The organism is Empedobacter sp. UBA7620, assembly GCF_002484185.1.
Lineage (GTDB): Bacteria > Bacteroidota > Bacteroidia > Flavobacteriales > Weeksellaceae > Empedobacter > Empedobacter falsenii_C.
Window position 1 is genome coordinate 71,250 of the sequence record NZ_DLJI01000041.1, and the last position, 24,515, is coordinate 95,764.

Below are 24,515 nucleotides of genomic sequence, written 5' to 3' on the forward strand. Positions count from 1 at the left end.
TATATCTTACTTTAAAGCTTCTTTAATACGAATGATTAAATCGGCATAATGCGCTTTTGTAGACGCATCTCCATTATTCTTTTTCTTGTTTAACAAAGTCAACACACGTTGCAATTCTGCTCTTTTATAGGTTGTCACTTCCGACACCCTTTTCATAGAAGAATAGTTAATGTTACGCGCCATTTTTTCTTCGTCTAAATAATTACAGATAGTTGGTACTTGTAGGTTTTGGTCAATTGTAAGTCCTGCTACAGTTGTTTTTTCAAATAATTTGTTTGTTGAAACGATTAAGGCATCAACGTAATTTTTTTGAGTCATTTTTTCAAGAATAGTTAAGTTTGATTTTTTATCAAAAGCTGCACTTCTTACTTGATCAAATAAATTTTCAACTGTATAAATTTTTTCATTAGATTTTAATTCTTGGTGTTTCAATTCATTTTCTAACATGCGCAATAAGCGATCGTCAGTAAATAAATTATAAATCAATCCATATTGCATTTCTCTCGCTAATGTGTACGGCGTTTGCTCATATGGTCCCATTGGCGAATTTTTGATTGCATACGTTTTATCTAAAATATCATTAAAGAATAACCATTTTGGTAATTGAATTACGTTTTCGTTTAAATAATTAACCGCTTTACGTTGCATATCTGCAGGAACCGGTTCGTATGCTTTTTTATCAATTCCGAAATAAGTGTTGTTTAAATAAATCCCACCAACATTTGCTAAAACATGATTAGAATATAAATCCCACTGCCCTATTGTTTGGTAATATAATTTCCCTGTATTGATATAGCTTTTTCCATCTTCATACGTCCATTTCAAAATATTTTCTGAGACACGTTTTAGATTTTTCATACCATATTCACTTGCCAAAATAGCATCATCACCTAAATCTTCAGATTGAGAACGCGGATCAATTGTACTTAAATAGCTTTGTTGTTCTCCATAGAAGTACATTGGATCATCTTCGTGCTTTTCAATCATTTTACGAAGCAAAGCTTTCTCTGTTTCTTGATTCGGGAACCAACGATATCCCCACTCGATTGCATATTTATCATACAAACCGATTTTTGGAGTAATCGCTGTAACACCATCTTCTGGCTGTGCTACATAATTGTAACGCGCATAATCCATAATAGATGGCGCAGTTCCACCCATTTTATCCGTAAATTCTTTCGAACGTAAAGATTCTACTGGATAAGAAAAAGAAGCGCCCATATTATGTTTCAGACCAAATGTATGACCAACTTCGTGAGATGATACAAATCGAATTGCTTCTCCCATATGTTCATCACTAAATTTATTTCCTCTTGCTTTTGGATCAATTGGACCTGTTTGAATACGCATCCAATCATGCAAAGAAGTCATTACATTGTGCCACCAAATAATATCCGCCTCTAAAATTTCACCACTACGCGGATCAACCACAGAAGGTCCCATTGCATTTGACTTTGGTGAAGCTGCATACGTAATTACTGAGTAACGTACATCATCAATATCAAAATCTTTGTCATCAGCAGTTGGTTCTTTTGCTATAATCGCATTTTTGAAACCAGCTTGCTCAAAAGCAACTTGCCAATCGTGTACACCAGCAATAATTTTTTGGCGCCATTGTTTTGGTGTCGAAGGATCGATGTAATAAATAATTGGTTTCTTAGGTTCTACTAATTCTCCTTTTAGATATTTTTCCTTATCCTCGTCTTTTGGTTCCAAACGCCATTTTGTAATAAAGCGTTGATCTTCCATTTTGTGTTGAGCATCATTAAAAAACCAATGTTTTTCTGTGAAATATCCCACACGATTATCTGCTAACCTAGGTTGCATAGGAGTTGTCGAAAGTAAAACAATATTACTTGTAACACCTAAGGTAACGGCCAAATCTACCCCTCCTTCATTTACACTTGTCGTTAACTGAGACTTAACCACAATGTTTTCTGGAAACGTTTTCACATTTTCCACATACGATAGATTTGCCTTTACCGAACCTCCTAAACCTATGTTCGTTAATACATCATTAAAACTTTTTTGATTTCCATCAAAAATTTTGTTCACTTTAATCGCAACAGCTGTCGAATCGTTATTTTGAGCTTCTATATCAAAAACCTCAATAATCGATTCTGAGAAATTATCCTTTACAGAAGCTGTGATTGCGTCATTTTTAGGCGAAGAAACTTGTGGAACAATTGTTTTTACCCACACTTTTTTAGCTACTTTATCATGATAAAAAGAAATCACTTTGTTTTCGTAATTCATTCCTTTGTTCAAGCCCGCTTCGTTAACTTCCATTGGAACTTGAGACAATTTATTCACAACCAAAAATTGGCGTCCAAATAAACTATCTGGAATTTCGAAATAGATATCAGTTTTTACTTGAATGGTATTAAACAAACCTTTCTTGTAGCTTCCTTTCTTGATTAATTCATCTATTTTTTTAACTTTCGTTACAGTAGAATCCTTTTTCTCTGTTTTATCTTTTTCAGCTTTTTTATCCTCTTTCTTTTGTCCATAAACAACAGCCGAAGACATTGCCAAACCAAGATATAGTGCTAATTTATAATTCTTTCTTTCCTTATTATGACTCATTCGAACATTAAATTATCATTAATTATGGCATAAACTTAAGCGCAGTTTTCTTATAATAATAGTTTTTTGGAGTGAGTGGTTAGTTTTTTGGAGTGAATGGATATTTTGGTTCGATATAAGGTAAAAAACAAATAAATTCTTCATTTTCTACTTTTGTTGAGAAATTATCAACTTGATAAAAATGATAGATTTTTTGTAAATAGTTTAAACCAAATTTCTCATTTTCTGTCGCTTTATTTTTTTTCTGAAAAGTATTTTTGACGATAATCAAATCAGATTTTACAACAATATTTATAGTCAAAGGTTGATCAATTGTAGCAATATTATGTTTTATTGCATTTTCTACAACAATCTGTAATGCCAAATATGGAATGTTTTTTTCTAAGCTTTTCGAATCTTCGATTTGTAAATCAAAAATCAATTCTTCCGAAAATCTACTTTTATGCAAATCCATGTATTGCGCAATAAAATCTAATTCCTTTTTTACAAGCACTATATTTTCCTTTGGCGGAACAATAAGATATCGGTAAATTTTAGAAAGATTCATCGTGAATTTCTGCGCATTCTCTTTATTCAAACCAATTAACATATAAAGAGAATTCAAGGAATTGAATAAAAAATGTGGATTAATTTGATTCTTTAATTGTTGTAATTGCGTTAGAGTATTCGCGTTTTTAATCTTTTCGTTTTCAATTAACAACCTATTTTTTTCTTCGATTACAAACGCTTTTTCCTTGTATGTTTTAGATGTTATTTTATTGAATAACAAAAAGATAATGATAATTAAAAAAACAGTCCCTAAGAAAATAAAACCTATATAAAATTTAGTTCGTTCTACATTTTCATCAATGATATAACTCAAATGATTCACGACAATATATCCATCAAAATTTTTGGTGTGTAAAGGTTTTATATAACGCTTAATATCCGTATCCTTTATAAATTCGGACGAAGCATCATTCAACGTATATAAATCTTGTGAAAAATTAGAATTAATTGTGCTCGTTATCGTATCGTTTGGCTGGATATCTGTAAAATCGAAAACATTTTTCCCAATAAATTTTTCATCAGGATGCGTAATACAAATTCCATCTTTATTGAAAACATACATATAATTGGACGAAGTTGCATCAACTGTCGTAAAAAAATTATACAAATCAAACAGATTAATCGTCGAACCGTAATACATATTTTGTCCATTAGACAACTTAATAGAATCGTAATTTACCCAATACAACGTGTCTTTATAATCCAATAAAAAATTATCAATCTGTTGATTTTTTGTAGTATATATCGATTGAAATTCTTTAATATTTGGTTGATTGATAGCTTTTGAAAGGATTGATTCATCAGGAAAATAATTTGTTTCTGGAGAATGAATAGAAAACCAATCATGGCGAATTAACTTTCGATTTGAATTTAATTCATTCAAAACCAAAAAATGATCTGCTACATTTTTTTCATTTGTCTTTTTAACAACTTTTTTTAAAACTTCTTGATATTCTTCGATGTTTTTAAACTCAAATTCAACTGCTTCATATTTCCTCAAAAAACTTTTTTTGACAAACTCATCATTATTTTTTTGACTTTCTTTATTAATTAAAAAACTCAATATAACAAGAGCAAAAACAGCAATAACACTTACAATAAGCGCTATAACATAAATGGATTTATTAGATAAATGGACTCGAAATCGAAAAGACAAACTATTTTTTTTGCAAAACTAAGGGAAGCTTTTTAATCAAAAAAATAAGAGAACATTTATCATAAAATGATAATTTTCAAATATTTGACAATATTATATAAACTAAAATCTCCCTTTTGGGAGATTTATTTATCTTTTAAGCGTCATTTAGAACATTGGATGTGGATTGGCAGATTCTTTCGGAACATCTTGATGCACATCCCAATGTTCAACAATTTTACCATCTTTTAGTCTAAAAATATCAATTGTTGATTTTAGCGAACCATCTGGATTTATATTTTTGATATGCAAGAAAACCAAATCTCCTTCTGCTGCAATATGTTGTACATCAATTTTGGTTTTTGGAGCTCCTTTGAACCACCCTTCTGCAGCTTTTTTGAATGCTTCAGAACCATCTGCTACATTAGGATTGTGCTGAATATATTCTGGAGCAATATATTTATCAACCGCCGTTAAATCCTTATCACCAAACATTTGTTGGTAAAAATCAAGAACGATTTTTTTGTTTGATTCAATTTCAGAATTTGAATTAACTTTCGCAGATTCAGTTTTAGGTTCAGTATTCTTCGTGCAACTCATCATTTGAATAGAAAGCAAAACTGCTGAACAAAATAATAAAGGCGTGATTATTTTTTTCATTATAATAGATTTTTAAAATCTATTATCAAAAATCTATCCGAATAAGTTATTTAGTCTTTTCTTTCTTCGTAAATAAATGAGAAATCACTTCGAGTTTATCATGATCGAACAAACACAAACCTTCAACATAGAAAGGTGTAAAATGAAAACTTTGTTGATCTACGATTCCAAATTCTTTCAGTTTTGGTTCGTAAACGACAAAACCTGTACGTAAAAATGGCTTTTTAGAAACTTTATATAACACAATATCATTGGTAAATAATCGTCGATTTCGTTTATCCAATATATCTATTCCAATATCTATGGTATCAAATTGCAAAGCATTTTCGTGCCAAGAAAATTCATTATAACCTTTAAAATAGGTTACTCCATCAATCTCCTTCGCAAAACCTTCTACTTTATTTTTGTTTCGTAATCGATAATATCCGATCGTTTTCATCTGACAAATTTGCAATAAAAAAAATTAAAATAGAAACGAACAATATTAAAATAGATGATTAAATTTATCATCCGAAAACAACTAACACAATGTACAAAGTATATCCACAAAAAAGATACAATGAAACCTTAGCTTTGCTGAAAAAATTTGCTCAACCTACTGATAAAATCCTTGATTTGGGAATCAAAAATCCTTTTACAGATGTGATGTTAGAAAATGGTTTTGATGTAAAAAATACAAATGGCGACGATTTGGACTATTATTATAAGGATTTGCAAAATTATGATGCTAACTTTGTGACGGCTTTAGAAATTTTAGAACATTTAGTCAATCCAATGGAAGTGTTGAGAAATTTGCCTGGAGATAAATTATTAGCTTCAATTCCGATGCGTTTGTGGTTTTCGCCTGCTTATCGTAATCAAAATGATGTGCGAGATGTACATTATCACGAATTTGAAGATTGGCAATTTGACATGTTAATGGAAAAAGCTGGATGGAATGTGATACATCGTCACAAATGGACGCATCCATCAAACAAACTGGGAATAAGACCCTTATTAAGAAGAATTACACCAAGATATTATGCTGTCTACGCAGAACGAAAAAAAGACTTTACTTACTAAATACTCTATTGTTATACCTGCACATAACGAAGAAGATTTTATTGCGATTACGCTAAATTCTCTCGTTAATCAAACTGTTTTGCCCTATGAAGTGATTGTTGTAAACGATCATTCAACTGATAAAACACAACAAATTGTAGAAGAATTTACAGCTAAATATCCGTTCATCAAATTAAGAAATATCTTATCGAAAGGTGAACATCAGCCTGGAAGTAAAGTGATACAAGCTTTCTTGAAAGGTTATGAAATCATTGATCCAAATTATGATATTATTGTTAAATTGGATGCAGATTTAGATATTCCGTTTAATTATTTTGAGACTATTTTAACTCATTTTAATCAAGATGAAGACATTGCAATGGTTGGTGGTTTTGCGTATATTGACAAAGACGGGAATTGGATTCTAGAAAATCTGACAGATAAAGACCATATTCGTGGTGCATTTAAGGGTTATCGAAAAAAATGTTACGAAAAAATTGGTGGATTACGCGCGCATATGGGTTGGGATACAGTAGACGAATTGTTGTGCAAATATTATGGTTGGAAAGTTGTTACAGACGAATCTTTACACATCAAACATCTAAAACCAACTGGTGCTAGTTACAATAAATCGGCGCTTTACAAACAAGGTGCAGCTTATTATGCATTAGGTTATGGATTTTGGATTACATTAATTGCTGGCACAAAATTGGCTTTACGTAAAAAGAAACCCACATATATTTTGTATTATTTGAAAGGTTTTTTTGAAGCTAAAACCAATGGTACAAAAAAAATGGTAAATCGAGATCAAGAGAAATTCATCCGAAATTATCGTTGGTCGAAAATGAAACAAAAAATAAAAGGTTAAATCTAACATGCGATATTGGTTAACATACACGCTATTTATCTTTCCATTCATCAGCTTTGCGCAAAATAAGTTGATTACTGGTTCTGTGGTTGTAGACGAAGGAAACGATTATATTTCCTCGGTTTCTGGTGCTCGTATAGAAAATCTGACATCAGAAAGTAAGACATATACAAGCCCTTCGGGCTATTATTCTATCCAAGCAAATGTTGGCGATACAATTTTGTTTGAAGCAGATTTTTTGATTCCTAGAAAAATTGTAATCAATCAAAATATTTACAACAAAGGTTTTTTACAAGCACATTTGGATATTGAAACAATTGAATTGAGTGGTGCAACAATTGGTAAAGGTCCTTTACAACCCAAATATCATACGGATAATAAAACAGATTTGTACGATAAAATGGGACTTGATCAACGTTTACGAGATTTAGAACCTAAAAGAGATATTGCCAAATTCAAACCAATGGATGTTTTAAATCCTGTTCGATTAATTGGTCATATGAATGGTTTTTATCGTGAGCAACGCCGTGTACGTAACTACGAAACAAAACTTTCTCTTGTTCAAGAAGTTAAACATTATTATCCAACAGATTTTTATACAAATCAATTACAAATTCCTGAATATAAAATAGAAGAATTTTTATATTATGTTAATGCGCGTTATCCGCTCCAAGAAAAAGTTTTGAGTAGACAATTTGGTACGATAATGATTGATTTAGAATCTTATGCGAAAGATTATTTGAATGAATTAAATCAAAACAAAAATCAATAATTCTTAATAGATTTTTAAAATTTAGCCAATAAACGTTAACAAAATTGATGCTAATTTATTAAGACTTATCTTCGTACAAATAATTAAACGTATAATCAAGAACAATTGAAATCACTATTTACCATTCTAATATTGCTGTTATCGAATTTTATTTTTGCACAAGAAAAATGGGTTCAGGGAAACATTATTATTGATGATTCTGACGATACAGCAGAAGGAGTTTACGTTACAAATCTGAGAACAAATCATACAACAATTTCTAATTTTACAGGAACTTTTCTTATTCAAGCAAAAGTAAATGACACGCTAAAAATACAATCTGATTGGTATGAAAATCGACTAATTATCTTAAGACCAAATTTGTTCAATAAACAAACAATTGTAGTCCATTTAGCTGTTCAGACAATTCAATTGAATACCGCATATATTGGTCAAAAGTTGACAGGTATTCTTGAAAAAGATGTAAAAAATGGAAAAAAAGCTGATGTTGTAACAAAACTTTATAAAAGTCTTGGCGTTAATCCTGATATCAAACCTATAAAAGATACATCTTCGTTGAAAGCTGGATTTTTGAGTGGAGATATTACGTTGACGAGGTTGGATATTGGACGTATTTATGATGTTTTTTCTGGCAAAGCAAAACAACGAAAAGCATTACTAGATTATGAAGATAAGTATGATAAAATTACAAAAATCAAAAATTATTTTGGTGATGATTATTTCACAAATGATTTAAAAATTCCGAAATTCAAAATCAGAGATTTCATTGATAATGCATTAACGAATACCGAATCTAAAATAGAATTGAATGATGTAAATTATTTCAAATTACTCCAATTATTTAATTCTTATAGTAAAATATATCTCGACTTTTTATACGGAAAAGTCCCAAATAATACAAAAGTTATTAAAAAAGATACGATAGATGATTAAAAAAAGAGCTTGATAAATCAAGCTCTTTTTCGTGTTTTATAACTATTCTTTTCTAAAATTATACCTTAAACTGTATCTTTGCATCGATTTTAAAGAAACAAATGTCCAGTTATTTTCAATATTTTAAACAATCAATTACAACATACGAACTTCCCGAAAAGTTTGATTATCCATTTTATTATGAACCAACTGAAATTGCAAAACAAGCATGTAAAGAGGTACAAGAATACTTGGAAAATCAAATCGATTTTGAACATAATTTTGGTTTAGAAAATGACGTATTTTCTACTCCAATTGGTAAAATGTTTGGAGTTTTAGTTGTTCGAAATCAGGAGAACAAAATTGGTTATTTAGCAGCTGTTTCGGGGAAATTGGCTAATACTAATCAGCACAAAGTTTTTGTTCCACCTGTTTTTGATATGTTGAATAAAAATGGTTTTTTCTTAGAACAAGAAGAACGTTTGAATGAAATCAATCGTATTTTAGAATCATTAGAGAATAATCAAAACTATCTACAACTTAAAGAAGATTTTCTTCAATTTGAAATCAATTCTAAATTAAAAATTGAAGAAGGAAAACAACTTTTAAAATCAAATAAAAAAGATCGAAAAGCTCAACGCGAAACAATTTTATCAACTTTATCTGAAGAAGAAATTAAATTTTTTGAAGAAGATTTAGTAAAACAAAGTTTACGTGATAAATATGAATTCAGAGTTTTGAGTGAAAAACTTGATGCTGAAAAACAGCTTTTATTAAACGAAATAAATGTTTTTGAGAATAAAATCAGTTCTTTAAAAGAAGAACGAAAAACAAAATCTAATTCACTTCAAAATCAATTATTTAATCAATATCAGTTCTTGAATAAGTTTAAGCAAGAAAAAGGATTATTAGAGATTTTTTCGAACACTGTTTTTCAACAACCTCCAGCTGCTGCCGGAGAATGTGCTGCACCCAAATTATTGCAATATGCGTTTCAAAATGATTTAGAACCAATTTGTATGGCTGAGTTTTGGTGGGGAGATTCACCTAAGTCTGAAGTTAGAAAACATGGACAATTTTATCCAGCTTGTACAGGAAAATGTGAGCCTATTTTAGGACATATGTTGCAAGGAATTGAACTGAATGAAAACTTATTGTTGAAGCAAAATTCAATTATTGAAGAGTTAGAAATTTTATATCAAGATGATGATCTGGTTGTTATCAATAAACCAGAAGAGTTTCTTTCGGTTCCTGGAATTGAGATTAAAGATTCGGTTTATCTTAGAATTAAACATCAATTTCCGTTGGCTACAGGTCCAATTATTGTTCATCGTTTGGATATGTCAACTTCTGGAATTCTTGTTTTAGCTTTAAATAAAGAGAGTCATAAAATTCTTCAACAACAATTCATTAAACGTAAAGTTCATAAACGTTATATTGCCCTTTTAGACGGAAATATCGAACATGATAACGGTTTTATAGATTTGCCTTTGCGTGTCGATTTGGACGACAGACCACGACAAATGGTTTGTTATGAATATGGAAAAACGGCGCAAACAAAATATGAAGTCATTTTAAGAAAAGACAATAAAACACTTGTTTATTTTTATCCAATTACTGGTCGTACACATCAATTGCGCATGCATGCTTCGCATCGTTTAGGACTAAATGCGCCAATTATTGGCGATGATTTATATGGAAAAAAAGCAAATCGTTTACATTTACATGCAGAATCTTTGGAATTTACACATCCAAAAACGAAAGAATTGATGAAATTTCAGGTAGAACCAAATTTTAATCTCTAATTTTGTGAAAGAATACAAAGAATGGAAAATAAAGATTTGACAATACGAGAAGTGATTTATCGCGATATGGATACGTTGATTATGGCAAAATTGAAAAACGGATCTAACATTTCAATAGATGATTTGATCGATATTTCTTCTTATTTAGCAGCAAGTTTGTTCCGTGAACGTTGGAAACAAAAAGGTGAGTTGAGCGAAGAGGAAGTGAATATCGTTTTAGGAAATTTAGGTGATTTTTGCAACGAGCATTTTGGTGAATATTTTACTCAACAAGATTTTGATAAAATTGTAAAGATCTCTCAATTATTGTTACAAAAACCTACGTTTGATAACGATTCGAAAGATTTTTTTGATGAAATATTGAAAAAATAAAAAAACCTCTCAAATATTTGAGAGGTTTTTTTATTAAGATTAGAATTGCTTATTGCCATCCACCTCCAACAGCACGATACAATTCGACCATTGATGATAAAGATGATAATTTCGCATCAACAACATTCAATTCAGCATTTAACCCATTGTCTCTTGCTGTAATTACTTCTAAATAGTTTGCCATACCGTAGTTTAACAATTCTTCAGAATAGGTAATTGCTTGATTGTATAATTGATATTCTTTTTGTTTATATTCAGCTTTCTTCGTTGCTGCATTGTATGTGTATAACGCATCAGAAACCTCTTTACTTGCATTTAAGATTTTGCTTTTGTAATTAATCAAAGCATTTTCTTGATTTGCTAAAGCGACTTCTTTTTGCGTACGCAATTTACGTTGTTGTAATAAAGGTTGAGTTAAGCTACCGATAACCGTCGCAAATAAAGATTGCGCACTAAACAATTTATCGATATCAATTCCTTGTACACCACCAGTTGCAGTAATAGAAAGAGAAGGATAAAAACTTGCATTCGCAACGTTAACATTCTCAAAAGCGTTCATCAATCCAAACTCTGCAGCTTTGATATCAGGACGATTTTCTAATAATTGAGCTGGAACACCAACAGATAATTTTTCGTCAATTTTTTGAGAAGCTAAGTTTGTACGATTAATAGATTGAGGATTTGTTCCTAACAAAATACTCATCACATTTTCGTTCATCTTAATTCCATTTTCAACGTCAACCAATAATGATTTCACATTGAACAATTGCGCTTCCGTTTGGTTAACTGCAACTTCTGTAACATTACCAGCTTCTTTCAAAGCTTTCGTTGTTTCTAAACTTTGCTCGCGGTTGATTAAAGTTTTATCTAAAATTCTTTTTTGCTCATCTAAAGCCAATAAGTTGTAATACGTATTTGCAATAGAAGCAACAATTTGTGTTTTAACCGCTTTGTGCGCTTCTACAGTTTGCAAATAAGTTGCAGCTGATGCACGTTGATTACTTCTAATTTTACCCCAAATATCTGCTTCCCAACTTAAGTTCCCTGAAACTTCGTATTGACTTTGTGCACGTTTTGACATCAATGCACCAAACTGAGTGTTACGAGAGTTTTCTGTAAACGTATATTTTGGCCCAACAGATAAAGTTGGTAAATAACCTGCTTTACCTTGTTTAGCATACGCTTCAGCGACTGCAATATTTTGCAGTGCTGAACGTATATCTAAATTATTTTGTAAACCTTGATTAATCAAAGCTTGTAATTGAGTGTCTGTAAAAATTTGTTTCCAAGAAACAGTTGCAACACTTGCACTGTCTTTTGCAATAACATCTGTTCTGAAATTTGCTTCATTTACAACAGCTTCAGGACGATGATAATCTTTTGCTACGAAACAAGACTGAACAGCAAACAATCCAGCTGCGATTAAAGTAATATTAAATATTCTGTACTTTTTCATTTTTAGATTGAATTATTATGTTCAATTTCTTCTTGTGGACGATCAAATTTAATTGGTTTAACTTTTTCTTGTAATGTTTGGAAAACAACAAACAATACTGGAATAACAAATAAACCTAAAATTGTACCTACTAATAAACCAAATGCTGCTCCTGTTGCTACAGAACGGTTACCAGCAGATGATACACCTGTTGCAAATACTAATGGCATTAATCCTAAAATGAAGGCAAAAGATGTCATCAAAATTGGACGTAAACGAGCTTTCGCTCCATCTATAGCTGCCTGAATAATTGACATTCCGTGTACACGTCTTTGTAATGCAAACTCTACAATCAAAATGGCATTTTTGGCGAGTAAACCAACCAACATGATTAAGGCAATTTGGAAATAAATATTATTTTCTAATCCAGCTAACCATTGAGATAAATATGCACCCATCATACCACAAGGAACAGATAATAATACTGCGAATGGTAAAACATAAGATTCATATTGTGCAGATAAAATAAAGTACACGAATACGATACATAAAGCAAAAATCATTGCTGTTTGAGAACCTGAATTAATCTCTTCACGAGTAAGACCTGTAAAGTCAGTACTATAAGAAGTAGATAATGTTTGTTCAGAAACTTGATTAATTGCTGTAATTGCATCACCTGTAGAAAATCCTGGTTTTACAGCTCCTGTAATATTAGCTGATGTAAATAAGTTGAAACGGTTAACAGAGTTAGGACCATATACACGTTTTAAAGTCACAAATTGTGAAACTGGTGTCATTGAACCTGCATCCGTTTTCACGAACATTTTATTTAAACTTGTTTCATTGATACGATCATCTGGCGAAGCTTGAATGTACACACGGTATTGTTTACCAAAACGTGTAAAGTCAGCTGCATATAATCCTCCAATATATCCTTGTAAAGTTGAGAAAATAGAACTTACTGAAACACCAGATTGTTTTGCTCTTTCAATATTAACATCGATTTCGTATTGAGGGAAACCTGTATTTAAAGAAGTTTGAGCATACATAATTTCTGGACGTTGCATTAATGCACCAATATATTCCTTTGCAACTTTATCAAAATCAGCAATGTCTCCACCTGTTTTATCTAATAATTTCAATTCGAAACCAGAAGACATACCAAAACCTGGAATTGATGGTGGTTGGAAGAAAATCATTTGAGCATCAGGAATTTGAGCTGCAGCACCAAATAATTGTCCAATGATTGATTGTACTGATAAAGCATCTGTTGTACGTTCTTCGAATGGTTTCAATTTAATGAACATCATACCATAATTAGAACCAGCTCCAGAAATAATAGAGTTACCTGAGATAATTGTTGCTTTATCTAATCCAGGAATTTTTTCAATTTTTTTCTGGAATTCTTTTTCAACTTCATACACACGGTCCATAGAAGCACCCGCTGGTAATTCGATATTACCAATAATAAATCCGTTATCTTCAGTTGGCACGAAACCTGTTGGCATCATTTTTCCAATACCCCAAATTCCTACTCCACTAAGAATAATTAATAAGAATGAAATCCATTTGTGTTTAATTAAAAATTTGAATGAATTACCATATTTATGTGTCATACGATCAAATGAAGCATTGAAAGCATCAAAGAATCGTTGAATAAAGTTACGTTTTTGCTCTCCTTCTTGATGTGGTTTTAAGAATAAAGCACACAATGCTGGAGATAATGTCAAGGCATTTAATGCCGAAATTAAAATGGCAACAATTAAAGTAATACCAAATTGTTTGTAGAATACTCCAGTAGGTCCTGAGATAAATGTTACTGGTACGAACACCGCACACATTACTAATGTAATTGAGATAATCGCTCCAGAAATTTCATCCATCGCATTTTTCGTTGCATCCATAGGAGCTTCGTGATGAGACTCCATTCGAGCATGCACGGCTTCCACAACAACAATGGCATCATCCACCACAATACCAATGGCGAGTACTAAGGCAAATAACGTTAATAAGTTTAACGAGAATCCTGCCAAATTAAGGAAAAAGAATGTACCAATAATAGACACTGGTACCGCAATCAATGGTACTAATGTAGAACGGAAATCTTGTAAGAAAATATATACAACAATAAATACTAAGATAAACGCCTCTATCATTGTGTGAACAACTTTAGAAATAGACGCATCTAAGAATGTATTTGTATCCATTAAGATAGTGTAAGAAACTCCTTCTGGTAATAATTTAGAAGCTTTTTCTAACTCAGCTCTTAAGTTTACAATAATTTCTTGTGCATTAGATCCTGGCGTTTGATAAACAGCAAATACAGCAGAAGGATCTCCATCCATTGCAGAACGTCCTGCATAAGATTGAGCACCAAATTCTACATTCGCTACATCTTTTAATCTAAGAACCTGTCCGTTTGGTAAAGATTTAATAACAATATTACGATATTGATCTTCTGTCTTGTATCGTCCAGAATATGTGATTGTATATTGGAATGATTGTCCAGAGTTTTCCCCTAACGAACCAGCAGCAGCTTCAAGAGATTCTTGAGATAAAGCTGCAGAAACTTCAGAAGGAACTAAACCATAACTAGCCATACGAGAAGGATCTAACCAAATACGCATAGAATAAGTCATCGCACCAAACACAGTTGCATCCCCTACACCGTTTACACGTTTTAAGGCTGGAATAATGTTGATGTTCAAATAATTCTGAAGATAAATCTCATCATATTTAGGGTTTGTTGAACTAAACGAAGCAAACATCAATGCTGATGTCTGTTGTTTTTGTGTCACAACCCCAGAACGAGTTACCTCCGAAGGTAATAATGGTGTAGCACGTGCCACACGGTTTTGTACGTTTACCTGTGCGATATCTCCATCTACACCTGGTTTAAATACAACATCGATAGAAGCAGAACCGTTATTAGAGGCAGTAGAAGAAATATAATCCATTCCTTCAACCCCGTTCACCTGTTCCTCTATCGGAATAATTACAGACTCCATTACTGTCTTTGCATTTGCTCCAGGATACGAAGCAGAAATTTTTACAGTAGAGGGTGCAATATCTGGATATTGTGTTACTGGAAGCGATATAAGCCCCAGTATCCCCAATATCAATATAAGGATAGAAATTACCGTAGATAGTACGGGTCTTTCAATAAACTTTTTTAACATATCTATTTACAATTTAGAATACCGTTTTTGTAGATTCTACGATTTGATCAAAGTTTGCTGGAGTTGGTTTAACAGCTGTTTTATCACGTAATTTACCTACACCTTGTGCAACAACTTTATCACCTTTCTTCACTCCGTCTTTTACAACTGCCATATTGTTCGCTCTTTCTACAACAGTAATTGGAGTTGCATAAGCTGTATCTTTTGTTACTTTGTAAACATAAGTCATACCTTGCTGTTCAAATGTTGCAGCTTCTGGTACAACCAATACATCAACATAAGTTTTTGGAACACGAATACGTCCTGAATTACCATTTGCCAAAAGCTTAGCCTCGTTGTTAAACGTAACACGGAAATCGATTGTTCCTGTTGTTGGGTTAATTTGACCAGTTACAGTTTGTATTTTACCTTTCTCAGGATAAACATCTCCATTAGCTAATACTAATTCTACTGCTGGAATTTTATTTAATTTATCTTTTAAAGTAGTTCCTTCTGATTTAGAAATAAAGTTTAAATATTCTTTCTCATTCATAGAGAAATAAGCATATACTCTACTTGTATTTGAGACTGTAGTAATTGGAGTTTGATCCGTAGGACCAACTAATGTCCCTTGACGAGAATTAATAGAACCAACCACTCCACTAATAGGTGCTCTAACAACAGAATAATCTACATTTGCTTGAGCTCCTTTGTAATTTGATTGAGCTTGAGTAACACCAGCCTGCGCTTGAGACTTAGCAGCTAAAGCTTGATTGTAACTCGCTTGTGCTTTTGCTAGATTAGCTTTTGCAGTTTCTAATTGTACATTACTAATAATGTTTTTTTGTACCAACGGAGTCAATTTGTTCACCTCTACTTGAGCTGCTTGCACTGCCGCTTGCGCTGCACTTACATTAGCCTGAGCCGCTTTTACATTAGCTTGCGCTGCACCAACACCAGATTTTAAAGCATCCGCATTTTGAGTTAAAACATTTGTTTCTAATTTGAACAAAGGTTGACCAGCTTGTACATATTGACCTTCATCAACATAAACTTCTGTAATGTATCCTTGGATTTTTGCACGAACATCATTATTTACGATACCTTGAATATTTGCAGGGTATTCATCATAACTCGTCACCACTTTCGTAGGCACATCAACTACCGGATAAGGTGTTGGACCTTGTGCTTGTTGAGCAGCAGCATTGTCTTTCTTTCCACAAGAACTCAAAGCTATTGCCAAAGCACCAACCATTATAACGTTAACGTTTTTCATATTACTTTTACTTATTTTCTAGTTGAATTTTATTTATTTTTTGTATTGTTTCGTCTAATATCACTTTCGTTTGATTAAGATGTTCCAAATAGATATCAACTACTCTATTTTCAACATTTTTAGAAAGCGTATTATTCGCTAGTTTATGTTCTTTTATTCGATTTGTATAACCTATATCTTGAGAAATCATTTCAAATAAAAAATCTAATTTCTCTGTCAAATAATTAAAATTTAATCTAAAATATCTTTTTCTAGAGTTAATTTTATTTATGTATTCGATGTGTTTCATCGATAGTAAGTAGTTAATAGAGTTTGATAAGGAACTTTTACTAACATTAAAAATCTCAAGAAGTTCTTCAAACGTAAACCCCTCCTCATCCGATTCTAAAATCATGTATGCTTGCAATTTAGCCGTCAATGGAGGAAAACTATAGGTTCTCTCCAGAAAAGCGCTAAAGCTGCAAAAAAGATCCGAATTACATGCTTGATTTTTTATATTCATAATGTGTATAATCTACAAAACCATGCAAATATAAAATAGTTAGTTCGGTTTACACAGAACTAACTATACTTTTTTCGATATTTAACAATTAATTAAATTAATAATTTGTTAATTCATACCTAAAATCCTAACAAAAAATAGACCAAACAAATTAAAAATAAAGCTATTATAGCATAATTAATTATTATTTTACACAATATTATATAAACAACCTTTTGTTTTAAAGAGCTATTGAGGTTTGAAATTTATAGGAGTTTTTGTTAAAAAATTATTAATTTCATCAACATCGTTCTGGTAATCAAATTTTAAATCTTCATGAAATTTTTCAAAAATAGAAAAAATCAATTTCAATCTCCCAAGTTGATAGTTGTATAATTTTTCTGCATTATCTCCCGTTGTATAAGTTTCAAAAAGATAAGGATAACGACTAAAAGATTCTTGAATGATATATTTTCTCAATTCAAATTCTGACACTTTATCTTTCGTAATTTGAACATGATAATTCACAATTCCACTCAATGTTTTTAGCGTCAACAACAATTGACGATGACTTCTATTTATATTAATCTGATTAATTAAGTGATGAGACTTTTTAAACTGTAAATCAATCTTTTCATAAATATTTTTTACACGTTCCTGCAAATCACTTTCATCTTCTAATAATTGAAAATGTAAATGCTCTACCAAGGTTTCATCTTTATTGATAAGACGTAAAAGAAGTTTATCCTTTTCTTTTGAAGGAAGATCTAAAATAGAATTTTTCAATTCAGGAACGTCTTTCAATTTCATACTTATTTTGTTTGCTGTTAGCTTGTTTAAAATTACAAAAATATTCGAGAAAATTCGTTTTATCCAAAACGATTAAATCATATAAATAATGTATATTCGAAAAAATAAATCATAACCTAAATGCCAAAATCACTCAAAACCTACATCATTTCCTCTGTTCTTTTCATTCTTTTTTTGTTGAGTTTAAGCCTTATTGGTTTGAATTTAAAAGGAGAATATACCTATCAAATTCTAGCTTGGACTTGGATTATTTTCACCTTTTACATCATTATTAAATTTTGGAAAATCATCTATATCAAAATTTATGGATTTTTGCTTTTTGCTTTAGTTGGATTAAGCATTTTACCAATGGCAATTCCGTTTATTGCAATCCTTAGTTTTTTATTTAATTTGGATACAATTCAAACCATTAAAATGAACGACGAATACAAAATAGTGGTTATGAAAAAAGTTATGGCAAAGAAACGTGCCTATATCTACAATTCTGAATCTAAATTTCTTATTTTAGAAAAATCACAAAATATTGCGAGACCAGATTATAGTGACATTGTTTCTGAAACATTAAATATTAATTTTGATGATCCAAAGTTATATGAATACGAAAACGAACCTATTCAACAAGCTAAATTGGTTTCTGTAAACAAGGATAGTATTGGCATTGAATATCAAATTCTCAACAAAAAGAAAATTATTTATCATAATCTTAACGAAACTTATGGATATTAAACGTATTTCGTGATTTATAATCCGTACTTTTGCACTCCGAAAAAAGGATTATAATTATGAAAAGCGTTGTAGAACACAGAAAATTACTTGGAGTTGATAAAAATGTTACTCTAAAAGAGTTGAAAACAATTTACAGAAATACGATGAAAGATGCGCATCCTGATAAATTTATCAACGACGAAGCAGGTAAAATAGAAGCCGAAGAAAAAAGTAAAGTTGTGATCGAAGCATACCACTTTTTAGTAAGTATTAATCCTGAAACGCACGAAAAAAACAAAGAAGAATATACGATTACAACTGCAAAATCCAACATTCATGATTTTTATATGGATGAACAAATTTTGAAAGTAGAACATTTAGATGGAAATCATTACGAATATTTCGGTGTTCCTAAAAACACGTACATCAAAATGGTAAATTCTGACTCTCCAAGCCGTTTTGCTAGAAGACATATCTATGGAAAATTTACACATAGAAAAGCTGGTGAAGCAATGAAAGATTAATTATGTCTCAATATTATAATGAAAAAATCTGCTCACTAGTCGAAAAATTATATATTTCTTCAGGCAACTCAAAAGAAAGATTATCAGAATGCCAAGAAAAAATAATATCGTGTTATTTAGCCTCTAAAACTGCTAATTTATCTGATGAAGCAAATGAATTTTGGAATAAATTTAACGAAGAGTATTTATCCAAAATTAATATATATGAAGATAATAGAGCTAAAAATGTAAATTTATATAGTTTATTAAGTAAAAAACGATTTAAATCTCTAGAAAAATATTATCTCTTTTTTCTAGAAGAATATTCTAAAATATAGCATAAAAAAAACCACATCATGAGATGTGGTTTTTTTGGTTTATATATTCTATTGATTAGTTTCCTAAAATATAGTTGAAAATCAATGGTGCTACGATTGTTGCATCAGATTCGATCATGTATTTTGGTGTATCGATATCTAATTTACCCCAAGTAATTTTCTCGTTTGGAACAGCTCCAGAATAAGATCCGTAAGATGTTGTAGAGTCAGAGATTTGACAGAAATATGCCCAGAAAGGAACATCTGTCCACTCTAAATCTTGATACATCATTGGAACAACACAAATAGGGAAATCTCCAGAGATACCACCTGCAATTTGGAAGAAACCTACACCTTTACCATCAGAATTTGCACGATACCATTCTGTTAAGTAAATCATGTATTCAATTCCAGATTTTACCGTAGACGCTTTTAAATTTCCTTTGATTACATTAGATGCAAAAATGTTTCCTGTTGTAGAATCTTCCCAACCTGGACAAACGATAGGTAAATTTTTCTCAGCTGCAGCAACAATCCAAGAATCTTTAGGATCAATTTCGTAGTATTGTTCTAGAACTCCAGAATTTACAACTTGGTATAAAAATTCGTGTGGTAAATAACGTTCACCTTTTTCTTCTGCTGCATGCCAAACATTTTCTAAATGCTCTTGTAAACGACGAAAAGCTTCCTCTTCTGGAATACAAGTATCTGTAACACGGTTAAAGTGCGTATCTAACAATTCACGCTCTTGCTCTGGTGTTAAATCACGGTAATTTGGAATTCTTTTATAGTGAGAATGCGCAACTAAATTCATTACGTCTTCTTCTAAATTTGCTCCTGTACAAGAAATGATGTGCACTTTATCTTGGCGAATCATTTCAGCTAATGAAATTCCTAATTCAGCAGTAGACATTGCTCCACCCAAAGAAATTAACATTTTACCACCTTCTAACAAGTGTTGCTCATATCCTTTTGCAGCGTCAACTAAAGCAGCTGCATTAAAGTGTCTATAGTTATGTTCTATAAACTGACTGATTGGTCCTTTACTCATTTTATTTGTTTTTTATTTATTTAAAATTTAATTATTTGTACCCCAAAGTATTCAACACATCTTGATGCGTTTGCTCTTCAGAATATACTTTTGCTTCATAATTTTCGTCAATCAAAATATATTTAGGTTGAGGAATCAAACAGTGATTAATTCCACCAAATCCACTAATATTATCTTGATATGCTCCTGTATTAAAGAAACCAATGTACAATGGTTTTGCTTGATCATATTTCGGAAGATAAATGGCATTTACATGTTGTTCTGAATTGTAATAATCATCAGAATCACACGTTAAACCTCCTAATAATACACGCTCATACTTATCGTACCAACGGTTAATTGGCAACATGACAAATCGTTTCGAAATTGCCCAAGCATCTGGCAAAGTTGTCATAAAAGAAGAATCGATCATATCCCAATATTCCTTATCATTTTGTTTCTTTTGATAAAGAATTTTGTAGACTACTCCTCCACTTTCTCCTACTGTAAACGAACCAAATTCTGTAAAAATGTTTGGAACAGGAATTCCTTCTTCATCACAAATCATTTTAATTTGCAACAAGATTTCTTTCGCCATGTATTCGTAATCGTATTCGAAATTCAACGAATTTTTGATTGGGAATCCACCACCAATATTCAAACTATCTAATTCTGGACAAACTTTTTTAAGGTTTACATAAACTCTCAAACATTTTGTCAACTCATTCCAATAATACGAATTATCTTTAATACCTGTATTAATGAAGAAATGAAGCATTTTCAATTTAATGCGTTCATTTGGTTTTACCATTGTTTGATAAAACGGTACAATATCCTTGTATCCAATTCCTAAACGAGAGGTATAAAACTCAAATTTCGGTTCTTCTTCCGATGCAATACGAATTCCGATTTCAAAATCGCCTTCTATCGCTTCCGAAAACAGATCAACTTCTTCGTAATTATCAATCACTGTGATTGTTTTACGATGTCCGCTATTTACCAAACGAGCAATGTTTTCTACATACTCCTCACGTTTGAAACCGTTACAAACAACATATTGATCGTCTGTAATCAAACCTTCTCCAATCAAATTTTCGACAATATTAATGTCAAATGCAGAAGATGTTTCGATGTGAATATCGTTTTTTAATGCTTCGCCTAAAATGTGACGAAAGTGAGAACTTTTTGTACAATAACAATAATTGTAAGTTCCTTCATAGTTTAACTCTTCACGCGCTTTCTCAAACCAACCTTTCGCTTTTTGTATATTTTGCGAAATTTTAGGTAAATAAGTAAATTTCAATGGCGTACCATGTTCTTCGACCAAAGCTTTTAGGTCAATTCCATTAAATTTTAAGTACTCTCCATCTAATTCAAATTCATCTTGTGGAAAGTCAAATGATTGCGTGATTAAATCTATGTATTTAGTTTTCATTATGCTTTATAAATGTTACGTGTGTTGAATAATTCTAAAAATTTTGCGAGAAAAAATTTAGGGTATTACAGACGTATCGCATAATATACATTGCGAAGCAATAAGGGGAAAGAATAATTCTTAAATTCGTTTCTATTCATTAAAACTACTGCGTTAAAGCTCTTTCTATTCTCAACGCTTTCGAATAAAAGGTTAAAACTCATCAACTTTTTTTATTAAAAAAATTATAAAAATACTTGTCGCAAATATAAGTTTTTTAATTCTGTTAAAAAGATAAAATAATATTAAAATTTAGCTTTACAGAACTGATGTTTTATGATGTAGGACAAATAATCAACAATTGTTCAAAAATTTATTTTTTCTTTAAGGTTTAGCAAGGTTAAATATTGTATTTTTGAAATCGTTTTGAACGTAAATTATGGGTAAAATTATTGCTATTGCTAACCAAAAGGGTGGTGTTGGTAAAACGACAACTTCGTTAAACCTTGCCGCTTCATTAGGTGTTTTAGAAAAAAAAGTTTTATTAATTGACGCAGATCCGCAAGCAAATGCAACATCTGGTTTGGGTTTTGATTTGGATGAAATCGAAGCAGGAACGTATGAAGTATTGGAAAATGAAGTACTTGCGAGCAAAGCTATTTTACAATCAGAATCGCCAAACCTAGACATGATGCCTGCTCATTTAGATTTAGTTGCTGCCGAGATTGAGATTGTGGATTACGAGAACCGCGAATACATGTTAAAAAACGCGTTATCAGAAATCAAAGATCAATATGATTATATTATTATAGATTGCGCGCCCTCACTTGGTTTGATTACACTTAATGCGCTTACTGCTGCTGATTCTGTGATTATTCCTATTCAGTGCGAATATTTCGCGTTAGAAGGTTTAGGAAAATTATTAAATACGATAAAAGGAATTCAACAACATCACAACAAGGAATTGGATATCGAAGGTTTATTGTTAACGATGTATGATTCTCGCTTACGCCTTTCTAATCAGGTTTTAGACGAGGTAAACAATCATTTTCCGCAAATGGTTTTCAAAACAATTATTACTCGAAATGTACGTTTGTCTGAAGCACCAAGTTTTGGCGAAACAATTATTCAGTACGATGCAGCAAGTAAAGGTGCAGAAAATTACTTAAATTTAGCGCGTGAATTTTTAATTAACAACAACGATACAGTTTAAATAAAATGGCAAAGCCAAATAAAAATAATCGCTTGGGACGTGGATTATCTGCTCTATTAAAGGATGAACCAACTGTAAAAACAGCACAAGATGAAGGTGCTAAGAAATTGGTTGGAAATATTTTGGAAATAGATTTAGAAAAAATCACCGCGAATCCTTGGCAACCACGAACTAATTTCGATAAAAAAGCTTTAGAGGAACTGGTTTCGTCTATTCAAACATTAGGCGTTATTCAACCGATTACGATTCGTAAAAAACCAACTGGAGAATATGAATTAATTTCTGGTGAAAGACGTTTTCGCGCTTCGCAATTAGCTGGTAAAAAAACAATTCCAGCTTATGTGCGTTTAGCAAATGACCAAGAAATGCTAGAAATGGCATTGGTCGAAAATATTCAGCGTCAAGATTTAGATGCGATCGAAATTGCACTTTCTTACCAACAATTGATTGATGAAATCAAGTTAACACAAGAAGAATTAAGTAAACGTGTTGGAAAAGACAGAACGTCTATTACCAATTATTTACGTTTATTGAAATTAGATCCAATCATCCAAACAGGAATTCGTGACGGAATGATTTCAATGGGACACGGTCGTGCTTTGATGGCGATTGATGATACTGATTTACAATTTGATATTTACGAAAAAATTGTCAAAAATAATTTATCTGTTCGTGATACAGAACGTTTAATCAAATCGATAAAAGAAGGAAAACCAGAGAAAAAAGCAACAAATGAATTGCCTTCTCTGTACAAGGAAGCGTTAAGTTCTATTTCAAATTCATTGAATACAAAAGTTGAAATAAAACGTGCAAATAATGGAAAAGGTAAAATCATTTTGAATTTTACTTCTGATGATGAGTTTGAACGATTAAGAAAATTCTTAAATGAAAATTAAAACATTCTTACTTGGATTAACGATTTCATCGACGTTTGCTTTTGGTCAAGTTAAAACTGACTCTTTAGTAGTTGTCGAAAATAATGTTATTGTAAATGATACGATGAGCGTGACTAAAGAAGTTTTGATGGAAAAAAGTCCAATTAGAGCCTCTTTGTATTCGGCTATTTTACCTGGTGCAGGACAATTGTACAACAAAAAATGGTTGAAAGCGCCAATCGCTTTAGGTTTAGTAGGAACAGGAACTGGTTTTACTATTTATTACAATAATTTGTACAAAAAATACCGAAAAGCGTACATCGCAGTAAGAGAAGGAACACCAAATGAATTCTCAGGAATTTTATCTGCAGAACAATTGGCAGTTATTCAAGACGATTACAAACGAAAACGCGATTATAGTGTCGCTTTAACAGCATTAGCTTATTTATTAAATATTGTTGATGCAACTGTTGATGCGCATTTATATACAGTTCGTAATGACACTGAAATGTCATTCAAACCAACAGTCATTCAAGATGAAATGACATTAGAGCCAGTTTTAGGATTGGCATTTAACTTAAAATTTTAGAAATTAAAG

23 protein-coding genes are annotated in these 24,515 nt (G+C 31.4%); 12 read left to right on the forward strand and 11 right to left on the reverse strand.

Features of this window, described 5'->3' with window-relative positions; translation table 11 throughout:
- Nucleotides 1-6: 6 nt before the first annotated feature.
- The 4 genes from B2217_RS10640 to B2217_RS10655 all read right to left on the reverse strand — a co-directional run bounded on the left by B2217_RS10640 (nt 7) and on the right by B2217_RS10655 (nt 5,369).
- Nucleotides 7-2,586 (reverse strand): zinc-dependent metalloprotease, encoded by a 2,580-nt coding sequence (locus B2217_RS10640; RefSeq protein WP_414647363.1) that lies wholly within the window; start codon nt 2,584-2,586, stop codon nt 7-9.
- A 79-nt stretch (nt 2,587-2,665) separates the two neighbouring features.
- Nucleotides 2,666-4,135 (reverse strand): histidine kinase, encoded by a 1,470-nt coding sequence (locus B2217_RS10645; RefSeq protein WP_291066766.1) that lies wholly within the window; start codon nt 4,133-4,135, stop codon nt 2,666-2,668.
- 303 nt (nt 4,136-4,438) lie between these two features.
- Nucleotides 4,439-4,930 carry a nuclear transport factor 2 family protein gene (locus tag B2217_RS10650; protein WP_180904437.1) on the reverse strand — a complete coding sequence of 164 codons (492 nt, stop codon included), beginning with the start codon at nt 4,928-4,930 and terminating at the stop codon, nt 4,439-4,441.
- Nucleotides 4,931-4,976: 46 nt separating this feature from the next.
- Nucleotides 4,977-5,369 carry a hypothetical protein gene (locus B2217_RS10655; protein ID WP_038335734.1) on the reverse strand — a complete coding sequence of 131 codons (393 nt, stop codon included), beginning with the start codon at nt 5,367-5,369 and terminating at the stop codon, nt 4,977-4,979.
- Between the two features lie 89 nt (nt 5,370-5,458).
- Here B2217_RS10655 and B2217_RS10660 point away from each other — a divergent pair, with 89 nt between their 5' ends.
- From B2217_RS10660 to B2217_RS10685, 6 genes are all read left to right on the forward strand, one after another.
- Nucleotides 5,459-5,992: a methyltransferase gene (locus B2217_RS10660; RefSeq protein ID WP_180904438.1), complete on the forward strand. Its 534-nt coding sequence runs from the start codon at nt 5,459-5,461 to the stop codon at nt 5,990-5,992.
- Complete coding sequence (locus B2217_RS10665; RefSeq protein WP_180904439.1) at nt 5,952-6,839, forward strand: glycosyltransferase; 888 nt, start codon at nt 5,952-5,954, stop codon at nt 6,837-6,839. The genes B2217_RS10660 and B2217_RS10665 overlap by 41 nt, the downstream gene beginning before the upstream one ends.
- Before the next feature lie 7 nt (nt 6,840-6,846).
- Nucleotides 6,847-7,611 carry a hypothetical protein gene (locus tag B2217_RS10670; protein ID WP_180904440.1) on the forward strand — a complete coding sequence of 255 codons (765 nt, stop codon included), beginning with the start codon at nt 6,847-6,849 and terminating at the stop codon, nt 7,609-7,611.
- A 105-nt stretch (nt 7,612-7,716) separates the two neighbouring features.
- The gene (locus tag B2217_RS10675; RefSeq protein WP_236688212.1) at nt 7,717-8,544 is read left to right on the forward strand and encodes a hypothetical protein; all 828 of its coding nucleotides are present in this window, start codon (nt 7,717-7,719) and stop codon (nt 8,542-8,544) included.
- Between the two features lie 101 nt (nt 8,545-8,645).
- Nucleotides 8,646-10,328, forward strand: a complete 1,683-nt coding sequence (locus B2217_RS10680; protein WP_180904441.1) for an RluA family pseudouridine synthase — start codon at nt 8,646-8,648, stop codon at nt 10,326-10,328.
- A gap of 21 nt (nt 10,329-10,349) precedes the next feature.
- The gene (locus tag B2217_RS10685; protein ID WP_180904442.1) at nt 10,350-10,700 is read left to right on the forward strand and encodes a hypothetical protein; all 351 of its coding nucleotides are present in this window, start codon (nt 10,350-10,352) and stop codon (nt 10,698-10,700) included.
- Between the two features lie 49 nt (nt 10,701-10,749).
- Here the strand turns inward: B2217_RS10685 and B2217_RS10690 are convergent, their stop codons facing one another.
- The 5 genes from B2217_RS10690 to B2217_RS10710 all read right to left on the reverse strand — a co-directional run bounded on the left by B2217_RS10690 (nt 10,750) and on the right by B2217_RS10710 (nt 17,860).
- Nucleotides 10,750-12,156 carry an efflux transporter outer membrane subunit gene (locus B2217_RS10690; RefSeq protein ID WP_180904443.1) on the reverse strand — a complete coding sequence of 469 codons (1,407 nt, stop codon included), beginning with the start codon at nt 12,154-12,156 and terminating at the stop codon, nt 10,750-10,752.
- 2 nt (nt 12,157-12,158) lie between these two features.
- Nucleotides 12,159-15,314 (reverse strand): efflux RND transporter permease subunit, encoded by a 3,156-nt coding sequence (locus B2217_RS10695; protein ID WP_180904444.1) that lies wholly within the window; start codon nt 15,312-15,314, stop codon nt 12,159-12,161.
- A 13-nt stretch (nt 15,315-15,327) separates the two neighbouring features.
- Entirely contained in the window at nt 15,328-16,569 is a 1,242-nt protein-coding gene (locus B2217_RS10700; protein ID WP_180904445.1) for an efflux RND transporter periplasmic adaptor subunit, read from the reverse strand.
- Between the two features lie 7 nt (nt 16,570-16,576).
- Nucleotides 16,577-17,071, reverse strand: coding sequence for a GbsR/MarR family transcriptional regulator (locus B2217_RS10705; RefSeq protein WP_038330593.1), 495 nt, complete (start codon nt 17,069-17,071; stop codon nt 16,577-16,579).
- 228 nt (nt 17,072-17,299) lie between these two features.
- The gene (locus B2217_RS10710) at nt 17,300-17,860 is read right to left on the reverse strand and encodes a hypothetical protein (RefSeq protein WP_180904446.1); all 561 of its coding nucleotides are present in this window, start codon (nt 17,858-17,860) and stop codon (nt 17,300-17,302) included.
- Nucleotides 17,861-17,980: 120 nt separating this feature from the next.
- On the opposite strand from B2217_RS10710, the gene B2217_RS10715 reads away from it, so the two are divergent.
- From B2217_RS10715 to B2217_RS10725, 3 genes are read left to right on the forward strand one after another with little or no spacing between them, the layout of a single operon-like run.
- Nucleotides 17,981-18,586 carry a hypothetical protein gene (locus tag B2217_RS10715; protein ID WP_180904447.1) on the forward strand — a complete coding sequence of 202 codons (606 nt, stop codon included), beginning with the start codon at nt 17,981-17,983 and terminating at the stop codon, nt 18,584-18,586.
- 56 nt (nt 18,587-18,642) lie between these two features.
- Complete coding sequence (locus B2217_RS10720; protein ID WP_038330588.1) at nt 18,643-19,089, forward strand: KTSC domain-containing protein; 447 nt, start codon at nt 18,643-18,645, stop codon at nt 19,087-19,089.
- Nucleotides 19,090-19,091: 2 nt separating this feature from the next.
- A complete protein-coding gene (locus tag B2217_RS10725; RefSeq protein WP_180904448.1) occupies nt 19,092-19,406 on the forward strand; it encodes a hypothetical protein in 315 nt (104 codons plus the stop codon).
- A 55-nt stretch (nt 19,407-19,461) separates the two neighbouring features.
- On the opposite strand, the gene B2217_RS10730 is transcribed toward B2217_RS10725, so the two are convergent.
- Both B2217_RS10730 and B2217_RS10735 read right to left on the reverse strand, forming a co-directional pair.
- Nucleotides 19,462-20,436, reverse strand: a complete 975-nt coding sequence (locus B2217_RS10730) for a deoxyhypusine synthase family protein (protein WP_180904449.1) — start codon at nt 20,434-20,436, stop codon at nt 19,462-19,464.
- Between the two features lie 31 nt (nt 20,437-20,467).
- Nucleotides 20,468-21,850, reverse strand: a complete 1,383-nt coding sequence (locus B2217_RS10735) for an arginine decarboxylase (protein WP_180904450.1) — start codon at nt 21,848-21,850, stop codon at nt 20,468-20,470.
- A gap of 418 nt (nt 21,851-22,268) precedes the next feature.
- On the opposite strand from B2217_RS10735, the gene B2217_RS10740 reads away from it, so the two are divergent.
- From B2217_RS10740 to B2217_RS10750, 3 genes are read left to right on the forward strand one after another with little or no spacing between them, the layout of a single operon-like run.
- A complete protein-coding gene (locus B2217_RS10740; RefSeq protein WP_291122550.1) occupies nt 22,269-23,042 on the forward strand; it encodes a ParA family protein in 774 nt (257 codons plus the stop codon).
- Between the two features lie 5 nt (nt 23,043-23,047).
- Entirely contained in the window at nt 23,048-23,938 is an 891-nt protein-coding gene (locus tag B2217_RS10745) for a ParB/RepB/Spo0J family partition protein (RefSeq protein ID WP_280045580.1), read from the forward strand.
- On the forward strand, nt 23,928-24,506 hold the full coding sequence (locus tag B2217_RS10750) for a DUF5683 domain-containing protein (protein WP_280045578.1): 579 nt from the start codon (nt 23,928-23,930) through the stop codon (nt 24,504-24,506). The genes B2217_RS10745 and B2217_RS10750 overlap by 11 nt, the downstream gene beginning before the upstream one ends.
- Nucleotides 24,507-24,515 lie beyond the last annotated feature (9 nt).